The 22,021-nt window shown below is 27.2% G+C and carries 18 protein-coding genes; 5 read left to right on the top strand and 13 right to left on the bottom strand.

The features are described 5' to 3' along the window. Nucleotides 1–4: 4 nt before the first annotated feature. From ACFIJ5_RS04000 to ACFIJ5_RS03985, 4 genes are all read right to left on the bottom strand, one after another. Nucleotides 5–1,324 (bottom strand): helix-turn-helix domain-containing protein, encoded by a 1,320-nt coding sequence (locus tag ACFIJ5_RS04000; protein ID WP_379804088.1) that lies wholly within the window; start codon nt 1,322–1,324, stop codon nt 5–7. A gap of 187 nt (nt 1,325–1,511) precedes the next feature. Next, nucleotides 1,512–1,688 (bottom strand): YtxH domain-containing protein, encoded by a 177-nt coding sequence (locus tag ACFIJ5_RS03995; protein ID WP_379804086.1) that lies wholly within the window; start codon nt 1,686–1,688, stop codon nt 1,512–1,514. A 135-nt stretch (nt 1,689–1,823) separates the two neighbouring features. After that, complete coding sequence (rnhC, locus tag ACFIJ5_RS03990) at nt 1,824–2,828, bottom strand: ribonuclease HIII (protein ID WP_379804083.1); 1,005 nt, start codon at nt 2,826–2,828, stop codon at nt 1,824–1,826. Next, nucleotides 2,770–3,762: a YkvA family protein gene (locus ACFIJ5_RS03985; protein ID WP_379804080.1), complete on the bottom strand. Its 993-nt coding sequence runs from the start codon at nt 3,760–3,762 to the stop codon at nt 2,770–2,772. Before ACFIJ5_RS03985 ends, rnhC begins: the two co-directional genes overlap by 59 nt. 409 nt (nt 3,763–4,171) lie before the next feature. Here ACFIJ5_RS03985 and ACFIJ5_RS03980 point away from each other — a divergent pair, with 409 nt between their 5' ends. Then, a complete protein-coding gene (locus ACFIJ5_RS03980; protein ID WP_379804077.1) occupies nt 4,172–5,917 on the top strand; it encodes an ATP-dependent metallopeptidase FtsH/Yme1/Tma family protein in 1,746 nt (581 codons plus the stop codon). Between the two features lie 532 nt (nt 5,918–6,449). On the opposite strand, the gene ACFIJ5_RS03975 is transcribed toward ACFIJ5_RS03980, so the two are convergent. The 3 genes from ACFIJ5_RS03975 to pepF all read right to left on the bottom strand — a co-directional run bounded on the left by ACFIJ5_RS03975 (nt 6,450) and on the right by pepF (nt 10,944). Further along, on the bottom strand, nt 6,450–7,445 hold the full coding sequence (locus ACFIJ5_RS03975) for a rhomboid family intramembrane serine protease (RefSeq protein WP_379804073.1): 996 nt from the start codon (nt 7,443–7,445) through the stop codon (nt 6,450–6,452). Between the two features lie 40 nt (nt 7,446–7,485). Next, the gene (locus ACFIJ5_RS03970; protein WP_379804070.1) at nt 7,486–8,544 is read right to left on the bottom strand and encodes an HD-GYP domain-containing protein; all 1,059 of its coding nucleotides are present in this window, start codon (nt 8,542–8,544) and stop codon (nt 7,486–7,488) included. Nucleotides 8,545–9,150: 606 nt separating this feature from the next. Beyond that, nucleotides 9,151–10,944 carry an oligoendopeptidase F gene (gene pepF, locus ACFIJ5_RS03965; protein ID WP_379804067.1) on the bottom strand — a complete coding sequence of 598 codons (1,794 nt, stop codon included), beginning with the start codon at nt 10,942–10,944 and terminating at the stop codon, nt 9,151–9,153. A 204-nt stretch (nt 10,945–11,148) separates the two neighbouring features. Between pepF and ACFIJ5_RS03960 the strand changes: the two genes are divergently transcribed. Beyond that, complete coding sequence (locus ACFIJ5_RS03960) at nt 11,149–11,454, top strand: hypothetical protein (protein WP_379804064.1); 306 nt, start codon at nt 11,149–11,151, stop codon at nt 11,452–11,454. 12 nt (nt 11,455–11,466) lie between these two features. On the opposite strand, the gene ACFIJ5_RS03955 is transcribed toward ACFIJ5_RS03960, so the two are convergent. The 4 genes from ACFIJ5_RS03955 to ACFIJ5_RS03940 all read right to left on the bottom strand — a co-directional run bounded on the left by ACFIJ5_RS03955 (nt 11,467) and on the right by ACFIJ5_RS03940 (nt 15,737). Beyond that, on the bottom strand, nt 11,467–11,895 hold the full coding sequence (locus ACFIJ5_RS03955; RefSeq protein ID WP_379804061.1) for a Fur family transcriptional regulator: 429 nt from the start codon (nt 11,893–11,895) through the stop codon (nt 11,467–11,469). A gap of 139 nt (nt 11,896–12,034) precedes the next feature. Beyond that, entirely contained in the window at nt 12,035–12,583 is a 549-nt protein-coding gene (locus tag ACFIJ5_RS03950) for a manganese efflux pump MntP (protein ID WP_379804058.1), read from the bottom strand. Nucleotides 12,584–12,760: 177 nt separating this feature from the next. Then, a complete protein-coding gene (locus ACFIJ5_RS03945) occupies nt 12,761–14,218 on the bottom strand; it encodes an aminoacyl-histidine dipeptidase (protein WP_379804055.1) in 1,458 nt (485 codons plus the stop codon). 634 nt (nt 14,219–14,852) lie between these two features. Beyond that, nucleotides 14,853–15,737 carry a DMT family transporter gene (locus ACFIJ5_RS03940; protein WP_379804053.1) on the bottom strand — a complete coding sequence of 295 codons (885 nt, stop codon included), beginning with the start codon at nt 15,735–15,737 and terminating at the stop codon, nt 14,853–14,855. A 341-nt stretch (nt 15,738–16,078) separates the two neighbouring features. On the opposite strand from ACFIJ5_RS03940, the gene ACFIJ5_RS03935 reads away from it, so the two are divergent. Genes ACFIJ5_RS03935 through ACFIJ5_RS03925 form a run of 3 tightly spaced genes read left to right on the top strand, consistent with a single transcriptional unit; the run spans nt 16,079 to nt 19,571 of the window. Next, nucleotides 16,079–16,573 (top strand): NADH-quinone oxidoreductase subunit NuoE family protein, encoded by a 495-nt coding sequence (locus tag ACFIJ5_RS03935; RefSeq protein ID WP_379804051.1) that lies wholly within the window; start codon nt 16,079–16,081, stop codon nt 16,571–16,573. Then, nucleotides 16,566–17,858, top strand: a complete 1,293-nt coding sequence (locus ACFIJ5_RS03930; RefSeq protein WP_379804049.1) for a complex I 51 kDa subunit family protein — start codon at nt 16,566–16,568, stop codon at nt 17,856–17,858. Before ACFIJ5_RS03935 ends, ACFIJ5_RS03930 begins: the two co-directional genes overlap by 8 nt. Beyond that, nucleotides 17,859–19,571: an NADH-dependent [FeFe] hydrogenase, group A6 gene (locus ACFIJ5_RS03925; RefSeq protein ID WP_379804046.1), complete on the top strand. Its 1,713-nt coding sequence runs from the start codon at nt 17,859–17,861 to the stop codon at nt 19,569–19,571. Between the two features lie 46 nt (nt 19,572–19,617). Here the strand turns inward: ACFIJ5_RS03925 and wecB are convergent, their stop codons facing one another. After that, the gene (gene wecB / locus ACFIJ5_RS03920; protein ID WP_379804044.1) at nt 19,618–20,766 is read right to left on the bottom strand and encodes a non-hydrolyzing UDP-N-acetylglucosamine 2-epimerase; all 1,149 of its coding nucleotides are present in this window, start codon (nt 20,764–20,766) and stop codon (nt 19,618–19,620) included. 14 nt (nt 20,767–20,780) lie between these two features. Next, entirely contained in the window at nt 20,781–22,019 is a 1,239-nt protein-coding gene (locus ACFIJ5_RS03915) for a glycosyltransferase family 2 protein (protein WP_379804042.1), read from the bottom strand. Nucleotides 22,020–22,021: the final 2 nt, after the last annotated feature.

The raw sequence follows: 22,021 nt of genomic DNA, 5'->3' as shown, positions 1-22,021 counted from the left end.
TTAACTAAAAATCTTTAATGATACCTAAGTCTTTAAAAAATTCTACTCCTTCACTTAGGTATATGGAAGCTTTCTCTTCTAACCCAATATCTATATAAAATTTTCCTAAGATAACACATATTTCACCTGCTTGCTTTTCAAATTCCATTTCTTTTGCTGTGTCTAAAGCTACTACAAGTGAATTTTCAGCTTCTACCATATTACTTTCCATTTTATCTACCTTATATTTAATTAGATAATATTTTATTAAATCCTTCTTATTTGAAAAATTAATGCTTTGATTTTGAATTTTATCATATATTTCATCTAAAATCTGCTTTGCTCTTTCAATATCTTTTGTTTTAATAAAATTTTCACATATATCTATTAATGTTTCAATTAATTTATTATCATTATTTTTTTCTCTTATTTCCTTTGCTTTATTTAAATGCATAAATGACTCTTCCATATTGTCAAATTCACTAAAAAGTTTTCCCATGTTATTTTCTATTTGAGAAATATAAACTGCATTATCAATTTTTCTAAACACATCTAATGTTTTCTTTGAATATCTTATTGCATTTTCTATATTTCCATTTTTCTCAAATTCTTCACATAAAAGTAATAATGTCTTAGCATACTGTTCTTTATCATCTATCTGTTCAAATTTTTCTTTTGCTAAATAAGTGTAATTAATAGCTTTTTCATGATTATCTAATTTCAAATGTGTAGCAGCTATATAATAATATATTTCTCCAATCAAAAAATCATTACCAATGTTATTATCCATATAAACCTTTTCTGCTTGTTGAAAATAACTTCCAGCAGAATGATATGCTTTTAACTTGATCGTTATCCTTCCTAATTTTAGAAAAGTTTTAACTACTTCTTCATAACAATTATTTTTTATAAATATTACATTAGCGGAAAGAAAAAATTGTTGTGCTAAAACATCCTCCTCCTTTAACATATGTATATATGCCCTCAAATACAAAATTTTTGCTTTTCTATATTCTAAATTATATTTTTCAGCATAATACAACCCTTTTTCAATATTTTGCTCTCCTAGAATCAAATTTCCATTTACAATGTATGATTCAGCTATATTTTCATAATATAGACAAATCTTTTGCGCCTGAGTCTCTTCTGTTTCCATAAGATATTCAACAGAAGTATTTAGTTTACCCGCCAAATATTCTAATAAATCCATACTTGGATTAGACTTACTAGACTCAACTAAACTTATTTGACCTGGAGTAATTCTATCTCCTGCTAAATCCTTTAATGTCATTCCCATTTCTTTTCTTTTTCTTTTTATTTTTTCACCTAAAGATAATATCTCCATACCCACTCTTCCTCACCATATGTAAAAAATTGAATTTTTCCAAAAAAATTATTAATTTTTTATTATTATAACATATTTTCTTAATATACTGCAAAATATGATTAATAATATTTTAAAAAATACAAAAAAATAAAAAGGATTAAAAAAATATTAATTATTTCAATCCTTTTTATTTTATCTTAATAATTTATCTAACATAACCAGACATATTATCGTAAAAATCTTCTGCTACATTTCTTACCCTTTTACCTGTTTTTTTTATTCTTTTTCTAGTATTTCTATTCATATTAGATGCAACCAATATTCCTGCAGCCATTCCCATAACTGCTCCAACTGTTACTCCATTCATTAATTTTCTACGCATATTACACACTCCTTTTTTAATTAAATGACTATCTTTCTCACAAATATAGCTAAAATTTCATTTAATATTTTATAATTATAGGATGTGCAATTTTTTTATAAATTAAACAATAAATCTTTAATTATATATATTAAATTAAATCAATTTATCTGTAGTTTTAAAATGTAATTTAGATACTTCCTTTAATCTATCTTTTCCATACTTTTGTACAAACATTTTTCCAACTAAAATAGTTTTATTTGAAACCCCTTTTGTAAATTCTAATCCATATTTTATACACATACTTTTTATTTTTTTAACAAATTCAGCTCTAGCTAAAATACTTGCAGCAGCAACAACAACATTTTCTTCTGCTCTAGGTCTCTGATCCAAATTAATTTTTCTCCCTTTTTTCATCAATGCATTTTCTATTAATTTGGGATTACCAAATTGATCCGAAAGGGCATTTTTACATTCAACTTCCTCTAATACATTTTCAATTACTCTAGCATGTCCCCATGCCAATAGCTTATTTAAATTCCCTATTTTTTTATACAACTCATTGTATTTCTCATTTCCAATACATACAACAGAATACTTGCACAATTTTTTTATTTCATCTGCTAATACTATTATACGATTATCATTTAATTTTTTACTGTCATCCACTCCTAAAACTCTAAGTATTTTTTGTGTATTCTCATCAGCATAAACTGCTGCAACAACCAATGGTCCAAAAAAATCTCCTTTTCCTGATTCATCTGTACCTATGAGAGCTTTTTCATCTTCATCAAAATTTTCTAATACACTATCACTTTTCAATTCTTTTTTATCCTGTGATTGTTCTATTTCATCTTGTGTCTTTAAAGGTATACTACCACTTAATATACTTAAAATTAACTTCTTATTTTCTTCACTTTTTACTTGTGAAAAATCATTTTTTATACCTTTTTTCTTACTTTCATATATTCTTACTAATTCAGTTTGATTATTTATTTCAACCTTAAATTGTAATCCATAATTAATCTTTTTATAATCACTTACTTTTATATTATTAGACTGTAATTTATCTCTAAAATAATCATAATACTCAAATTTATTACTAAATGTTTGCAGCTCCTTCACCATTACCACCGTCCTTACTAACACCTTTTCGTTCATTTTTTAATATATTAAATAATTTAGAAACTTTTTGTCCTCCTAAAAGATCAGTAAGGAATAAAACAGCTTCTTTAACTGTTAAAATTATATTATCTTCTCCCTGCCAATTTTCAAGAATAACATTCTCAGGAATATCATTAATTATCATATTTAATCCAAAAAATGCTATAGCTACATCATCAATTTTCCCTATAAAAGGTATAAAATCCGGTAATATATCTATAGGTAAAGCTAAATATCCAATAATGCTTCCTACTAAAATCTTTTTAGTAACATCTACTCTTTTATCTTTAAAAAGTCTAAAAAGTAAAGCTGCTATATCTGGAACAATCAATGCATACTTAGCTACCTTTTCATACTTATCAGGAACCTTTTCAATCATATCTTTTCTAAAATTAGTATAAGAATCTATTTTTTTCTTCACTTTCAATTCATATTTACTATCCATAACTTTTTCATCTTCAATTTCAATCTTATCCCTCAAAGTTATATTTACATTTTCAACTTCCACTTTTAAACCCTTATTTACATTAATGGATAAAATATTAAATTGTACCTTTGGAATGTATCCACAAAGCCTATTTATATCAACAAAAATTAAATCTTTATCACAGGAAATACCATACGTTCTATACTCTCCTAAAGCTTTTTTCAATGTAAAGTTTTTTATAAATTTAAATATCTTAAATTTTCCTAAAGTTATTTGTCTAATTTTTAATTTTACAATATTATTTTCAACTTCAAATACCTCTATACATGCTTTAAAAGAAATTTTAATTTTCCCATCATATTTTCCTGTTATTGTTATAAATTTATCTATATCCACATTTCTTATATGTATCCCCTTTACAGGAACAAATTCACTAATTACCTCTTTTAATATACTTAATAAATCTTGTGAAGTTATATCAATATTTACGCTTGAAATTTTCACTAATAACCCTCCCCCTATTTTATGTAGTCGACATCCTTTTATTATAATACTACATTCTTCAAATCCCTGTCCACTATCCTCTATTCTCTATTCTTTTTCTTTATCTTTTGCCTTTTTTCTTTGTTCTTTTTTCCTTATCTTTTCACTTTACTATCTCATGTCTTTTTTCTCTTATCTTTATCTTTTCACTCTAAACTTATCACTTATCACTTGCCCTTTGTCCCTTGTCACTTTTCTCAACTTGTCATTTTTCCCATTAATTACTTTACCAAATATTATGATTATAATTAGACTTAACATAAAAATTCTTATATAATATTCTTGTTCGACATATTTCGACAAAGAAGAGTTTTAAAAAATAGCTTTTAAAATCAAATTAAATAATTTTGAATTAGAAAGGATGATATTAGTGAATAAAAGAAAAAATAAGTTCATTATTATTCCAATATTAGTAGCGATACTTTCACTAGCATCTTTGATATACTTTAAATCTCCATTTAATACATCAAACGAAAAATTATATATTGATTTTATCAAAGATTTATCTAATAACAGAATTGAAAAAGTATACGATACTAATTCTCCAACTATTAAAGTAAAACTAAAAGATGGAACAATTTATTCAACAGATAACCCACGAAATATTGACTTCAAAGAAAATCTTCTAAAATCTGGAGTTAAAGTTTCAGAAAGCTCTCTTGTAGATGTTAAATCTTTAATCCCTTCATTAGGGTTATTAACATCAATAGCATTAATTTCTGTTATGCTTTTAAAGTCTTCTAAAACTACAAGCAAAGGCTTATTCTCAATGTCTTCTTTAGACGTTTCTCCAACTGAAAATGTAAACTATTCCTTTAAAGACATGGCTGGTAATGAAGAAGCTAAGGAAAGTGTAAAAGATGTTGTAGACTTTCTTAAAAACCCTGAGAAATACAATAAATATGGTGCTAGAATACCAAAAGGAATAATTCTCTATGGTGATCCTGGTACTGGTAAAACCTTACTTGCTAAAGCCATTGCTGGTGAAGCAGATGTACCTTTCTTTGCTGTTTCTGGATCTGATTTTGTACAAGTATATGTAGGTGTCGGAGCTGGTAGGATAAGAAATCTATTTAAAAAAGCAAAATCATATGGTAAAGCAGTTATTTTTATAGATGAAATAGATGCTATAGGAAAGAAAAGAAGCAATTCAGGCACAGGAGGTTCTGATGAAAGAGATCAAACTTTAAACGCTCTTTTAACTGCAATGTCAGGTTTTAACGAAGATCATGGTATAGTAGTAATTGCTGCTACTAACAGACTTGACATTCTAGACAATGCACTTTTACGACCTGGTAGATTTGATAGACATATTGAAGTATCTCTGCCAGATGTATCAGCTCGGAAAAAAATTATGGAACTTCATTTAGATAACAAACCTCATAATAATATTAATATCACTGAATGGGCACAAAAAACAGCATACTTCTCTGGGGCAAAAATTGAAAACTTAATAAACGAAGCTGCAATTTTAGCATGTAAAAACAATAGCCCACAAATAACAGATGGACACCTAGACAAAGCTTTTTCTATTGTTCTAGCTGGTCATGAAAAAATAAATAGAGATTTTATAAAAGATAAAGATAAAAAAATTACTGCATATCATGAAATTGGACATGCTCTTACTTCTTTAAAAGTACTTCCTGAAGAAAAGATTTCAAAAATAACAATTATTCCAAGTACAAAAGGTGCTGGTGGTTACACATTGAGTATTCCTGAAGATACCATGTACCAAAGCAAAGATTATTTGTATAAAAGAATTATGGTACTATTAGGAGGAAGAGCAGCTGAAGAAATCATATTTGGTCAAGATCATATAACTACTGGTGCATATAATGATCTTCAAAAATGTTCACATATGATTTTTAATATAATAACTAAATATGGTATGGGAGAAACTTTAGGATTGTTATCCTTAGATGAATTATCAAGTTTAAAAGATTTAAATCAAAAAGATATACTTCTAGAATGTAAAAACATTATTGATTCACTATACAATAAAACTAAAATCTTACTTTTAGAAAATAAAGAATCTCTACATCAGCTTTCTAATCTTTTATTAGAAAAGGAAACTTTATACTACGAAGACCTTTTACAGTTTACAGTTGACAATTAACAGTTTACAGTAAAATAAATTTTCCCTTAAGGAAAAATAACTAACTTAAAAGCTTTCTGCCTCAGCAGAAAGCTTTTCTTTTAAATTATTAATTTTTTTAATGATTCCTAATACTATATAGATATTTACTTCACAGGCTCTAGATACTTATTGTTTCAGTATAGCAAGTTTGAGTTTTATTTATTACATAAAGTATGCATTTTGCCATCAAATAAAAATCGTATAAGATTAAGGAATCTTTGAACGACATTTACGTACTCTTAGTCTTACGAATTTGAAAAAAGTTATTTTAAAATTACTAATTCCTTTGGAATATTAATTTAAAAATCTTTTTTCAACATGAGTAAGACTTAGAGTACGTTATAGAAGTGAAGGATTCCTGTTCTTATACCGATTTTTATTTGCTGGCAACATATACTTATGGCAAAGAATTATTTTGTAAAGTGAATAGTTTCTAAGCAAGATATCATTTCCCGCAGCGGCTATTTTTCACCTGCGAAAGTTGAGTTCTTAATTATTAATTTTCTTTCTCTTATACTTGCCCCTTATCACTTGTCACTTTTTTTAAGTTGATAAGCAGCAAACTACTAACAACTCCTCCAACTAGTCCTCCAAAATGCCCAAAATTATCTATATTAGGAATAGATAATCCTATAATTACATTAATAAAAATTACAGATAAAATTTCTCTTTTAAACTGCTTTCCAGCAATATTTTTCATTTTAAAGCCTAATATTAATGCTGCTCCTAAAAGTCCGAAAATGGCACCAGAAGCTCCAATAGAAACACTATCTGAAAACATATAACTTACATATGAAGAAGCTATACCTGCTGTAAAATATATAATTATATATTTTATTTTCCCATAAATTTTTTCTATCAATGGTCCTAATGCATAAAGTCCATACATATTTAAAACTAAATGCATTAATCCACCATGTAAAAACATACAAGCAACTAATCTATAATATTGTCCACTAGCAATTAACGGATTATATTTTGCTCCTAAATATACTAATACTTGTATGTTACTATTAAATATGTTATGTGATAGATATGCTGTAATAATGTACATTAAAACATTAATTCCTATTAATATGTATGTTATTATAGGCACATCCTTATTATCTTTTCTGTTTTGTACATTAATATTTTGAACAATTTTGCCTATCTCATTTGCTTCTTCTGATACAAATTCATCAAAATAATAAACTTTGTTTTGTACAGTGTTATAGATTATTTTATCTTTAGATGTGTAAACATTACTTTCATTGTTTTCTTTTAAAAATACTTTTATTATCTTTATTTCATTGTGAATGTTATATTTAGATAAGATTATATTCTCAAATTTATTTTCATTATTACTATTATTTTCATCAAGAAAAATTATAAATTTTATTTCATCATCCTGCTCTTTTTTAACAGCCCAAAACATATGTTTACCATATTCATCAAAAAATTCTTCAATAGTATAACCATACATTCTAGATAAGTTATAAATAAAAAAATCTATTTTTTTATTATTCATACATCCCTCCAAGTACTATTTACTATATATTTTAAATATTTTACAATGCTACTTCTTCTATTCTTATATTTATTTCTGATAATAAATTTATTTCATAAAAAGATACTGCATTTTCATTTTCATCATAAAAAACTCTTACAACTGGTCTATCCGGGAAACCACTATTTTGATTTACTACATATCCCCTTGAACCATTTGATAGTTTTACACAACATCCTAAAGGATATACACAAAAAGTTTCTTTAAACTTATTTACTAACTCTTTATCAAAAGCTGAACTACTACCTGCTAATATAAGCTCATATGCATCATTAGGGCTAAATCTTTTCCTATAACACCGATTACTACTTACAGCATCATACACATCACATATAGCAACTATTTTACCAAATTTAGAAATAGCTTTATCACGAAGTCCATACGGATATCCTCTTCCATCTACCCTTTCATGATGCTGCTCAACTGCTTTTAAAATATCCTCAGACATCCATAATTTTTTTTCAAGAATTCTTCTTCCATATATAGGATGTTTTTTCACTTCCTCATACTCTTCATCTGTTAATTTTCCATCTTTACCTATTATTTCATAAGAAACATTCATCTTTCCTACATCATGTAAAATGGCACCAATTGCCAAATCTTTTAATTGATGCTTATCTAAGCCTGCTGTTATTCCTAAAAATGTAGACATGATACCTGTTTCCAAGCAATGTAAGTATGTGTAATTATCATAAGTTTTTATATCATAAAGACTTTTGTTTACATCTCCAGTTTCTACTATATGATGAACTAATTCTTCAACCTTATTACAACTTTCTTTTAACTCTTTCGAGCCTACTGTATTTACACCTTTAATAACTTTAGATATACTTTTTAATGTAGCTCTCTTAATTTGACTTAATCTCTCATCTTCTACCTTTACATCACTTAATCTCTCATCTTCTACATATATAAAATAAACTCCCAATTGTTTCAATTTTTCAATATAATTTCTTGAAAGCTTCACTCCTGCTCTCAATAATACCTGACCATCATCCCACAAAATACTTCTACCCAACACCTCATTTTCTTTTATCCGATTAATAAATTCTAACCTCATAACACACCTCTAAATATCATATTCTCAACAATATACTCATTATACATATGTTAATTTCCTTTTAATAACATAATACACCATTTTATATCTTTTTTCTACCTACATATTAAATGAAAATTGTCATATATAATTAATAAAAGTGTATATGGATATTTATATAGTATGTGAAGTAACTATAAAGTAAAAAGTAAAAAGAACAAAGTAGAAATAAGGACGATTTTTGTAACAATTAATAATTAAAAATGAATAATGAATAATGTTAGTTATTTTGCCCTAAGGCAAAATTTCCTTAATTATTAACTCAACTTTCGCAGTAAAAAAATACTGCTTAGCAAAGGGAAATGATATATTGCGTAAGAAACATTTGAACAAAGTTTACAAGTTCTTAGCTTTACGAATTTGAAAAAAGTTATTTTTTAATATGAGTAAAGCTTAGAACTTGTTACTGAAGTGAAAGGTTTCTAAGCAAGATATCATTTCCCGTAGCGGCTGTTTTTCACCTGCGAAAGTAGAGTTAATTATTTATTATTCATTATTCATTATTCATTATTTTTTTAGTAAAAATTTCTTTTCTTATACATCTTTTTATTTACTGACTTGATGAGCTTAGCCCTCAAGCATATCTAAAAGTTCATCAAATCTTTTAATTGTATCTTCTAAAGGTTTTGCAGTAGTCATGTCTACTCCTGCATTCTTTAATATCTCTATAGGATAATTACTTCCTCCACTCTTTAGAAAACCTTTATACTTTTCAACTGCCTCTTCTCCATTATCTAATATCATAGAACTAAATGAATTTGCTGCAGCATATCCTGTTGCATATTGATAAACATAAAAATCTGAAAAGAAATGAGGTATTCTTGCCCATTCCATATCTATTTCTTTATCAACAACCATTTCTTCACCAAAATACTTAACATTTAAATCATGCCATATCTTACACAAATCTTCACTTGTTAATGCATTACCTTTTTCTAACATTTCATGAGTTACTTTTTCAAATTCAGCAAACATTATTTGTCTAAATACTGTTGCTCTTATTCCTTCAAGTTGTTGATTTATAAGATATAATCTCTTATTATGATCTTTTTCCTTATCTATAAGATCCTTAATAAGTAAACATTCATTTGTAATTGATGCTACTTCTGCACAAAATAATTCATATTCTGAATAAATATAAGGTTGAGTTTTTCTTGAATAATAAGAATGTATAGAATGTCCCATTTCGTGTGCTAAAGTAGATACATCATCTAATTCATAATTATAGTTTAAAAGTACATATGGCATAGTATCATAGCATCCCCATGAGTAAGCTCCACTTCTTTTACCTTTATTCTGAAAAACATCTACCCAACCATTATTTATACCATTTGTAAAAATGTTTAGATATTCTTCTCCAAGTGGTTTTAAACCTTCTTTTGCAATTTCTACAGCCGTTTTAAATTCTATATGATCTTTTGGTGTATCTATAACCGGAACATACAAATCATACATATGAATATCATCTAAACCTAACATTTTTTTCTTAATTTTAACATATCTATGAAGTGAATCTAAATGCCTATTAATAGTATCTACAGCATTATCGTAAACCTCTAGAGATATATTATTAGGCTTTAATGAGCTTTCAAGGGCAGATGTAAATTTTCTTGTTTTAGCTGTAAAAATACAATTTTTCATAGAAGATGTTAATGCTGTTGCAAAAGTATTTTTATATTTATAATAAGTATTAAACAAATTTTCAAAAGCTGATTTTCTAACATTTCTATCTTTACTTCTTAAAAAATTAACATAATTACCTTCACTTAACTCTACTTCATTTTTGTTTTCATCTTTTATAGTTGGAAAAGTAATATCTGCATTGGCAAATACTTGTCTTATATTAGATGGAGCATTTAAACAATCTGAAACTGCTGCAAGTAATTCTTCTTTTTCTTTATCTAATGTATGTTCTTTCATTTTTAGTATATTTTTTAAATAAAAATCATACATTTTTAATTCTAAAATTTCATTTATTTCCTTTTCAATAACACCTTCTTCAAATGATAATATCTCTGGTTCAAAAAAGGCCTTAAAACTCATTACTTCTGCCCAGTATCCATCTATTTTATTTTTTAATGACTGAAATGTTGTATTGCCAGTATCCTCATCACTTCTTAAGTGTGCATAAACAAAAAGCTTATCCAGTAATCTTAAAACTTCCTCTTGAATCTTTAAAAACTCTAATAATTTACTAGCATCATGTAATTTACCACTAAATTCTTTAAGTTTAGGTGCCTTACTTTTTAATAGTTGAAAATCTTTTTCCCACTCATTGATATCTACATATACCTTTTCGATATTCCATTTATAATTACTATCAATCTCATCACGCTTTTTAATTTTTTTTATATTTTCCATAATAAACTACCATAAATAACAAATAAATTATTTACAGCAGCCTTCACCCCCTTTTTCTAAATTTTCTATAAATATATAATATCATACAAATTATTAAATTCCTATGAAGTTATTTTTATAATTTTATAAATATTTAATATTCTGTCTTTACTATTTTACATTTTTTGGATATGATATATGTATACACTGTTTTGGGAGGCAAAAATGAAAAAGAAACTATCTTTAATACTAATAATTTTACTTATTATTTCAATATTTTATTATAAATCAATTGAAAACAAAAATAAAGAATTACACTATGCTGTAGAAAAATATGCTACTTCAGGTTTTTTTAATGATTATAAATTGAGAAGACTTGACGAGTGGATACTTGAATTTTCCGATGGTAATATATGTATAGTTACAATTAAAGGCATGGAGTATAAAGCTCCTCATGATATAATAACCTACAAGATATTTTTAGAAAAAAATAAAAAAGGCATATGGAAATTAAAGAAATATTATAAATAGCTATCTATTATATTATTTCTTTATTCCTTGCTTTTTTTTACATTCTTCACATATTCCATTAAACTTTATTTCCTCTTCAATAAGTGTAAATCCAGTTTTGTTTTTTATCATTTCCTTAACCTGTGGCATTGGACAATCTATTTCTACTCTTTTATCACATAATTTACACCTAATTACGTGTTTATGACTATTTCCTTTATACATATAATTATATTTTCCTTCACCTAAATCAAACTTTTCTACTATTTCTTTGCCTTCAAATAAATCTAATGTCCTATATACTGTAGATAAATCTAACTCTATTCCTTGTTTTTTACAACATTCATACATATAATCTACACTTAAAGAATCCTCGCTTTTTATTATTATCTTCAAGATATTTAATCTAGCTTTAGTACATTTTATATTACTTTCTTTTAAAATTAATTTACACTTATCCATAACAATCACCTTATTTTATTATAAATCATCATAAATACGCCCACAATACATTTTTATAATTATATGAAACTATTTAAACAAATTTCGCTATCTCCGAGTAGCATTTGTTATTATCTAGTGAACTTTCCATCTAGTTGTATTAAAAAAATATCATTTTTATTCCAAAGATAATTAAAATAATTCCGCCGATATAATCTGCATAAGCACTTATTGCCTTTATCTTTTTTAAATATTTACAAATTGCAAAAGCAATTGATGTCATAATCCAAGTAACTATTCCTATGTATAAAGCATCTCTAAATATTATAAAATTACTATATATATTGTTAAGTGCTGTAAATCCTATAACCATAGCATCAATACTTACAGATATTCCAAGTATTAAATATGCCTTCTTATTCTCAATAAATTTATTATTACCTTCTTCAAATCCTTCCTTTAACATAATAATACCCACTATAGCTATTATTATTCCACCTAATATTTTAGGTACAGATACTATGTAAGTATTAAAAAAGAATCCTGCATACGCACCTCCTAATGCGCACAAAAATTGAAAAAATCCAAATGAAAAAATATACATTAGTCTTTCTCTTGTCTTTAACCCGGAAATACCTAAACTTATAGCTACCCCAAAAGCATCAAAAGAAAGTGCTAATGCTATTAAAGTTAATGAATAAAAACTCACTCTATCACATCCTTAATACATATTAATTAATAATTCAATTTTCTAGTTTTATAAATCTAAAAATATTTTACTACAAAACTAATAACTATACAAAAAAGTTAAAATAAAAAAGAATAAAGAACAAAATTCCGTTCTTTATCTTTTCACTGTTAACTGTCCTCTGTCATCTTTCCTCTGCTATCTTATTTCCTTTAGTATTTCAACCAAAAGCTTCCACACTCTTTGAGTTGAAGAAATACTTAAATGTTCACTTGGAGTATGAACATCATACATATTTGGTCCAAAAGAAATCATATCCATATCTTCAAACTTTCCTGTAAATAATCCACATTCAAGACCTGCATGAATAGCTGCTACTTCTGGCTTCTCATCAAATAAATTTCCATATACATTTTCACATACTTTTCTTAATTCTGAATCTGGATTATATTGCCATGCTGGATATGGTGCAATAGATTCAATTTCAGCTCCATATGTTTTAGCAAGTATCTCTTGTTTTTCATGTATTTCTTGTTTTAATGTATCTACTGAACTTCTTATACAACTATCAAATGCTATAAAATCTTCTTTTGTTATAACAACCCCTAGATTTGTTGAACTCTCAACTAATCCTTCAATAGCCATACTCATTGTTTGAACTGAATTTGGTATTAAACATAAAAGATAAACTGCTTTTTCAAGAGTATCTTTTGAAAATACTTTTTCAGGTTTACAATCTGATTTTTCTAAAACTACATTTACATCTTTATCTGAAGCTTCAAGTTCATTTTTAAATACAGCAGTCCAATTTTGTATCTTTTCTTCTAAAGCTTTTTTATTTTCTTCTTTTACTAATAAATTTATTTCAGCTTCACGTGGAATTGCATTAAATTTTGCTCCTCCATGTATTGAAACTACTTTAACATCCATAGAATGTATTACGTCATAAAGGAAACGTCCCATAAGCTTATTTGCATTACCTCTTCCTTTATTTATTTCCATTCCTGAATGTCCGCCTTTTAATCCACCTATTTTAACGATATAGTTAGAATATCCTTCACATACCTTTTCCCAAGAAATAGGAAGTCTTATTTCATCTCTAACTCCTCCTGCACAACTTACAAGAAGTTTTCCTTCTTCTTCAGAATCTATGTTTATAAGCATTCTTCCTTGTACATTTTTAGGATCTAATGCTTGTGCTCCACCCATTCCTGTTTCTTCTTCAGCTGTTACTAAAAGTTCAAGTGCTGGATGTTCTATATCATTAGACGCAAGAACAGCAAGACCATAAGCTACTGCTATACCATCATCAGCACCCAAAGTCGTTCCTTCTGTTCTTATAAAATCTCCATCTATTTTTAAATTTATAGGATCTTTTTCAAAATCATGTTTTGAACCTGCTTCTTTTGCACAAACCATATCCATATGTCCTTGAATTACTACTTTAGGAGCATTTTCATATCCTTTTGTTGCTTTTTTTCTTATGATAACGTTTAACGCTTCATCTTGAATCACTTCTAAATTATGTTCCTTAGCGAAGTTTACTAAATAATCACTTACAGCTTTTTCATTACCAGAACCTCTTGGAATCCTTGTTAAATCCTCAAAATATTTAAATACTTCATTTGGTTGTAAATTTTCTAATACTCTAGACATTACAATCACTCCTTATTTTTGTCTTTTCCTTATATGTTTATAATTGTGTAAAATTTATAATACACACTTTTTATAATAATACACAAATATTATAAACTATTATACGAAAAACTACTAGTCAATCTAAGATTATACACTATTTCCAATTAAGAATTAATAATTAAAAATTAATAATGAAGGTTGATTTTTGCTTTAGCAAAAATCTTTAATTATATATTAGTTATTTTTCCCTAAGGAAAAATTTCCTTAATTATTAATTATACATTATTAATTATCAACTCAACTTTCGCAATACAAAAATACTGTCTAGCGGAGGGAAATGATATATTGCGTAAGAAACATTTGAACAAAGTTTACAAGTTCTTAGCTTTACGAATTTGAAAAAAGTTATTTTTTCAATATGAGTAAAGCTTAGAACTTGTTACTGAAGTGAAAGGTTTCTGAGCAAGATATCATTTCCCGTAGCGGCTGTATTTCATTTGCCAAGGTTGAGCTATTAACTATTTTTTTAATATAGTGTATATTTTTTTTAAATATGTCAATACTACCATTTGATAGCAATTACTGATTCAACTTTTAATTCTATATTTTTTCCTAATAATATATTTATATTATTAGGAATTTTTCTTTATTCTCACACTTTTTCAATTCTCTTTTTTTCACATAAAGTAATTACTATAACAGATATTAATATCATAATACTCCCAATCACAATTGTAATAGTCATACTTTCCTTTAGAACTATTATTCCTAAAATCATACTTACTATAGGTTCTAACGTACTTAACACAGCAGCATTAGAAGAACCTATTATTTGAACACCTTTTAAAAATGTTACTAATGCTACTACTGTTGAAATAAATGCAATACCAAGCATACATAAAAAACTACAAAGTTTAATATTTAATACAAATTCATTTGTAACTTGTCCATAAATAAATAATATTGATGATACAAAAACAGATATATAAAAAGTAGCTAAAAAAGTATCCATATTTTTTATTTCACTATGTCCTACTCCTATAATATATAATCCATAAAAAATTCCTGATGATACTGCCAATATAACTCCCTTTATATCAATATTCGCATGGCTTCCTCCTACTAAACAGTATATTCCTATAACTGAACATAATAGTGCTATTACTTTACCTTTATATAATTTCTCTTTATAAATCAAAACTGCCAATACTGTTACTACTACAGGATATATAAAGTGCATTGTAGTAGCCATCCCAACTGACATATAATTATATGATAAAAATAATGTTAAACATGTAGCTGAATTGTTTATTGCTCCATATATAAAAATATGTACAAACTGTTTTTTGCTTAACTTTAAATTTAATTTTTTTATAAGAATGTAAGGAAATAATATTACTGCTGCAAGAAAAAATCTAAATACTAAAACAGTAACAGCATTAGCTCCATCGTTATACGCAATTTTTGCTAAAATAGGCATAATTCCAAAAGAAGCCGCTGAAAACATAATATAAAAAATTCCATTTATCTTTTTCATTATATCTTCTCCTTATAATATATTTACCCCATAAAAACACTCTTTATTTTAATCTAAGCCCATAATATTTTATCACATTTTTTTCATTTTTTAACTTATCTGTACAATTTAATCTTAAAATATGTATTCTTTTATGTATTTTTTCATTTTTTCTATAATAAAATATTGATATATATATAATAAATAATTGCAAACTACTTACAAATTATGAGTAATTTTTTTATTTTAATTAATTTTTTGACAATTCTAAATTTTTAATATATAATGTTGTAGTACTTTTATAATTTAATTAAATATTTGTTAATAATATTTATATTTAGTGTATATTAGGGAGGGATACGATGTTAAATAATACTTCATGTCTTGATAAAAGAAAAATAAAAACCATATTAAAAAAATATGATTTTTCTAAACAAAAACTTATATCCATATTACATGAAATTCAAAAATTAAGTACTGAAAATTACATTTCTGAACAACATGCAACTATAATATCTCAAGAATTAAACATTCCTCTTTCAGAAATCTACGACATAATGACATTTTATGATATGTTTGAACATAGACCTAGAGGAAAATATGTTATTGAAGTATGTAATAGTGCCCCTTGTCACGTTAGAAATTCTAAAAAAATGATAAGTACGTTAGAAAAATTACTTTCTATAAAAATGGGTGAAACTACAGAAGATAAATTATTTACACTAAAATATACAAGCTGTATAGGCGCCTGTAATATTTCACCTGCAATTAAAATTGGTGAAAACGTTTATGGAAATTTAACAGAAGAAAGATTAAAAATAATAATATCTAAATACAAGGAGGGTCATTATGAATAAAGTTACAAAATTGATCACTAAAAACTGTGGTATAATTACTCCTTATGTTATAGATGAATATGTAAAAACAGATGGATTCAAAGCATTACAAAAAGCTTTAAACATGAATCCCCTAGAAATAATTCAAGAAGTTAAAGAATCTAAACTTATGGGGCGAGGAGGTGCTGGATACCCTACAGGTACAAAATGGGAACAAGCACTTCATGTCAAAAATTCTCCTAAATATATAATGTGTAATGCTGATGAAGGTGAACCTGGAACATTTAAAGATAAAATAATACTAGATCAAGACCCATTGAGATTAATTGAAGGAATGATAATTGCTGGTTATGTATTAAATTCAAATAAAGGATATATTTATATAAGAGGAGAATACCCTAAATCTCAAAAAATAGTAACTACTGCTATTGAAAACGCTAAAAAAGCTGGTTTTTTAGGAAAAAATATATTAAATAGTGGCTATGATTTTGATATTGAAGTTTTAGGGGGTGCCGGTGCCTATGTAGTAGGTGAAAATTCTGCTTTAGTTGAATCCTCTGAAGGTAATGTTGGTCGTCCTAGAATTAAACCTCCTTATATAAAGGTACAAGGTCTTTACAAAATGCCTACTTTAGTTAATAATGTGGAAACTTTCGCTTCCATTTCTTATATTGTTTTAAATGGTGGAAAAAACTATGCAAAGTATGGAACTGATTCAAGTGGAGGAACAAAACTTATATGCCTATCAGGTAACGTTAATAATAGAGGTGTTTTTGAAGTTCCATTTGGAATAACTCTTAGAGAAATAATTTATGATATAGGACAAGGAATTCCAGAAAATAAGAAATTTAAATTTGCCCAAATTGGAGGCTCTTCTGGCGCCTGTATTAATGAAAAAATGTTAGATATACCTCTTTGCTATAAATCTTTTAAAGAAAATGGTATAAGCATAGGCTCTGGTGCTATTCTAGTAGCAGATGAATCAAACTGTGTAGTTGACTTTTTGAAAATTATATCTGAATTCTTTGTTCACGAATCTTGTGGAAAATGTACACCTTGTCGAGAAGGCAATAAACAGATTTTAAATATTCTTAAGAAATTTCAAAGTGGTACTGCTACTCACGAAGACTATATGACACTTTATAAATTGATGGAAGCTATGAAATATGCATCATTTTGTGGATTAGGTAAATCAGCACCAAATGCATTAGCATCTTGTTTAAAATTATTTAAATCTGAATTCGACAATCATATATACCATAATTGTAGTGCTAATGTTTGTTTTTCACAGGAAGGAGTGAATTAAATGAGTTTAGTAAATTTAAAAATAAATAATAAAGATGTCAGTGTACAAGAAGGAGTTTCTATTTTACAAGCAGCCAAAAAATTAGATATTAAAATTCCTACTCTATGTTATTTAGAATGTCAAGAAGTAAAAGGTAATTGTCGTATATGTATTGTTGAACTTAAAAATAGAAATAAAATTGTTGCTTCATGTTCTACTCCAGTATACGAAGGTATGGAAGTTCTTACAAATACAAAAAAAGTAAGAGCAATAAGAAAAACAATTTTAGAACTCATGCTTGCAAATCATCCAAAAGATTGTTTAACTTGTATACGCAATGGTAACTGTGAACTTCAAACATTAGCATATGAATACAATATTAGAAAAATACCTTTTGAAAGAACTCAACATTCACTTCCAATAGACAATACTAATCCAGCTATAATTAGAGATCCTAATAAATGTATAAAATGTGGCCGCTGCGTAGAAGTTTGCCACAAAGTTCAAAACATGGGAATAATAAATTTTGCAAATAGATCTCATGAATATACTGTTACTACACCTTTTGGTAAAACTTTAGATCAAACAAATTGCTTGTTATGTGGTCAATGTACAACTGTATGTCCTGTAGGTGCTATTTATGAAAAAGAGGATGTAGATAGAGTTTGGAACGCTATATATAATCCAGAATTGCATGTAGTTGTTCAAACTGCACCTGCAGTACGAGTATCACTTGGTGAAGAGTTTGGATATGAACCTGGTACTATAGTTACAGGTCAATTAGCATCTGTTTTAAGAAAATTAGGCTTCAATAAGGTATTTGACACTAACTTTTCAGCAGATCTTACAATAATGGAAGAGGCTAGTGAATTGATAGAAAGAATTAAATCAAAAGGTCCTCTTCCTCTAATGACATCTTGTAGTCCAGGATGGATAAATTATATAGAAAAAGTAGAGCCTTCACTAATACCTCATATTTCAAGTTGTAAATCACCACAACAAATGTTTGGTGCTATAGCAAAAACTTATTATTGTAAAAAAGTTAATATTGATCCATCAAAAGTATTTGTAGTATCAGTTATGCCTTGTACAGCTAAAAAATATGAATGTACAAGAGAAGAAATGAAATCTAGTGGATTTAAAGATGTAGATGCAGTAATAACTACTAGAGAACTTGCTCGAATGATTAAAGAACTAGGTATTGATTTAAAAGATGTAGATTGTGAAGATTTTGACTCTCCTCTTGGTGAATCTTCTGGAGCAGGTGCTATCTTTGGAGCTACTGGTGGAGTTATGGAAGCAGCACTTAGAACTGCCTATGAAGTCTTAACAGAAACTGAGCTTAAAGATTTAGATTTCACAGAAGTAAGAGGTATGGATGGTATAAAAGAAACTTCTGTAACTTTAAATGGACTTGAATTAAAAGCTGCTGTTGTCAATGGTATAAAAAACGTTCAACCAATTATAAAAAAAATAAAAGATGGAACTTGTGATTATCATTTTGTAGAAGTTATGTGTTGTCCTGGAGGATGTATTGGTGGCGGTGGTCAACCAATAGGTGGTTCAGAAATCAAACAAAAAAGACTTGAAGCTATATACCGAGAAGATAAAAATAAAAAAATACGAAAATCACATGAAAATCCTGAAATACAAAAACTTTATAATGAATTTTTAATAAAACCTTTAGGAGAAAAATCTCATAAATTATTACACACTAAATACAAAAAGATATAAACAAAATTAAAGAACAAAGTGCAAACTTTGTTCTTTAATTTTGTTATTATCTAAATTCATCCGGTCTTTCATCTTCTAAATTGAAATAATACAATAAAGCTTTTACTATTCTCTTTGATGCTTTACCATCTCCATATGGGTTTATTGCATCACTCATTTTTTCATATACAGCTTTATCAGTTAATAATTCTTGTGCATTTTTAATTAAATTATCAAAATTTGTTCCAACAAGTCTTACAGTTCCTTGTGTAACTCCTTCTGGTCTTTCTGTTACATCTCTTAGTACTAAAACAGGTTTTCCTAAGTGCGGAGCTTCTTCTTGCAATCCACCTGAATCAGTCATAAGCATATAAGATTTATTCATTAAATTATGAGTCTCTTTTGTGTCTTGAGGTGGAAGTAAATGTACCCTTTCTACACCTTTTAAGTGTTTTTCAGCTACATCTTTAACAATAGGATTTAAATGAACTAAATATACAAGTTCAACATCCTCATTATTTTCTACTATGTGTTTTAGAGACTTACATATATTTTCTATGCCTTCTCCCCAATTCTCTCTTCTATGAGCTGTCACCATGATAACTTTCTTATTATCATAATCAATATTATTAAGTTCCTCATTTTTAAATCTATAATCTTCTTCAACAGTAGTTGACATTGCATCTATTACAGTATTTCCTGTAATATATATATTTTTTTCTTCTACTCCTTCATTTAAGAGATTATTTTTGGCTCCTTTTGTTGGTGCAAAATGTATATCCGCAATAGCACCTGTTAACTTTCTATTCATTTCTTCTGGATAAGGAAAATACTTATCAAAACTTCTAAGTCCAGCTTCAACATGACCTACTTTTATTTTTTGATAAAAACCTGCAAGTGAAGAAACAAATGTTGTTGTTGTATCTCCGTGAACCAAAATAATATCAGGTTTATACTCATTAAATATCTCTTCAAGACCTTGAAGAACTCTATTAGTTACTCCTGTAAGGGATTGTTTGGACTTCATTATGTCCAAATCATAATCTGGTTTAATATTAAATAAATCTAAAACCTGATCAAGCATTTCTCTATGCTGAGCTGTAACACACACTTTTGATTCTACATTTTTATTTTTATCTAATTCTTTTACTAATGGAGCCATTTTAATAGCTTCTGGACGAGTACCAAATATAGTCATTACCTTAAGTCTATTCATGCTTTCACTCCTTATTAATCTATCATTTCCATTTCAGATTTTGATACAGTTCTATTGTGAACTGTATGACACCACTCTTTTTCATTTCTTCTAAAGAACCCAATAATAGAAATTGGTATCCATGTTAACCCATACAATGGTAAATATATAAGACTTATAAAATTCTTTAAAGGTATTTTTTCTGATATTAATACTATTATTGGTACTCCCCATGAAAAAAATACACCTAAATACCAAAACCAAGCTGGAACATAATACCCAATAAAACCAAAACCAGTTGGATAAAATGTTTGTATAAACGCCATAAACATAACAAAAAAGTTTAAAATAATTCTTGATGGTTGTAAAAGATATATTGCTCCATCTATACAATTTATATCAAATTCTTTTAAACCTTTTTTAAGTAATTTTCCTGTATAATTCATGCAAACATCCCAGTGTCCTTGAAGCCATCTAACTCTCTGTTTCCATGAAGCTTTAAAACTTAATGGTTTTTCATCATAAACCTTACAATCATGAGCCCATACAGGTCTTATTCCTCTTAAAAGACATCTCATTGTAAACTCCAAATCTTCAGTAAGGCTTGTAGCACCCCATCCCATCTCTTTTAAAGTATTATATTCAATACAAATTCCTGTTCCACCTAAAGCTGAATACATACCTAAATTGTATCTTGCAAGTTGGAACATTCTATTTACAGTCCAATAAGCTACTGCATAAGATGCAGTTATCCAAGTATCACTAGGATTTTTACTATCTAAATACCCTTGAACAACTTTATAACCTTTTATTAATTTATTATTCATTTCTTTCAGGAAATTTTTAGATACCAAATTATCAGCATCAAACATTAGTATACCATCATATTTTTCATCCATCTTAAATAATCTATCAAAAGCCCATTCTAAGGCATACCCCTTACCTTTTTTCGTGTCATTAAATCTTTCCCAAGCATTACCACCATGTTCCTTAACAATTTTCGCAGTATTATCGTTACAATTATCACAAATAACATATATATCATACATATCCTTTGGATAATCCACTTCTTTCAAATTGTCTACAATTTGTCCTACAACTGCTTCCTCATTATGTGCTGCAACAAATAGTGCAAATCTTTTTTCTGGTTTATAATTTTTTCTTTCTCTTTTTTTATAAAGCCCAAAAACAGATATAATTGCATAATACATACTAAAAAATCCAACAATTATTTGGAAAAATAAAAACAAATAATTCAATACTTGATTTATCATCT

It is taken from the genome of Haloimpatiens myeolchijeotgali, assembly GCF_042688525.2.
In the GTDB taxonomy this organism is placed as follows: domain Bacteria; phylum Bacillota; class Clostridia; order Clostridiales; family Clostridiaceae; genus Haloimpatiens.
This window is presented reverse-complemented; position numbering and strand designations above follow the sequence as displayed.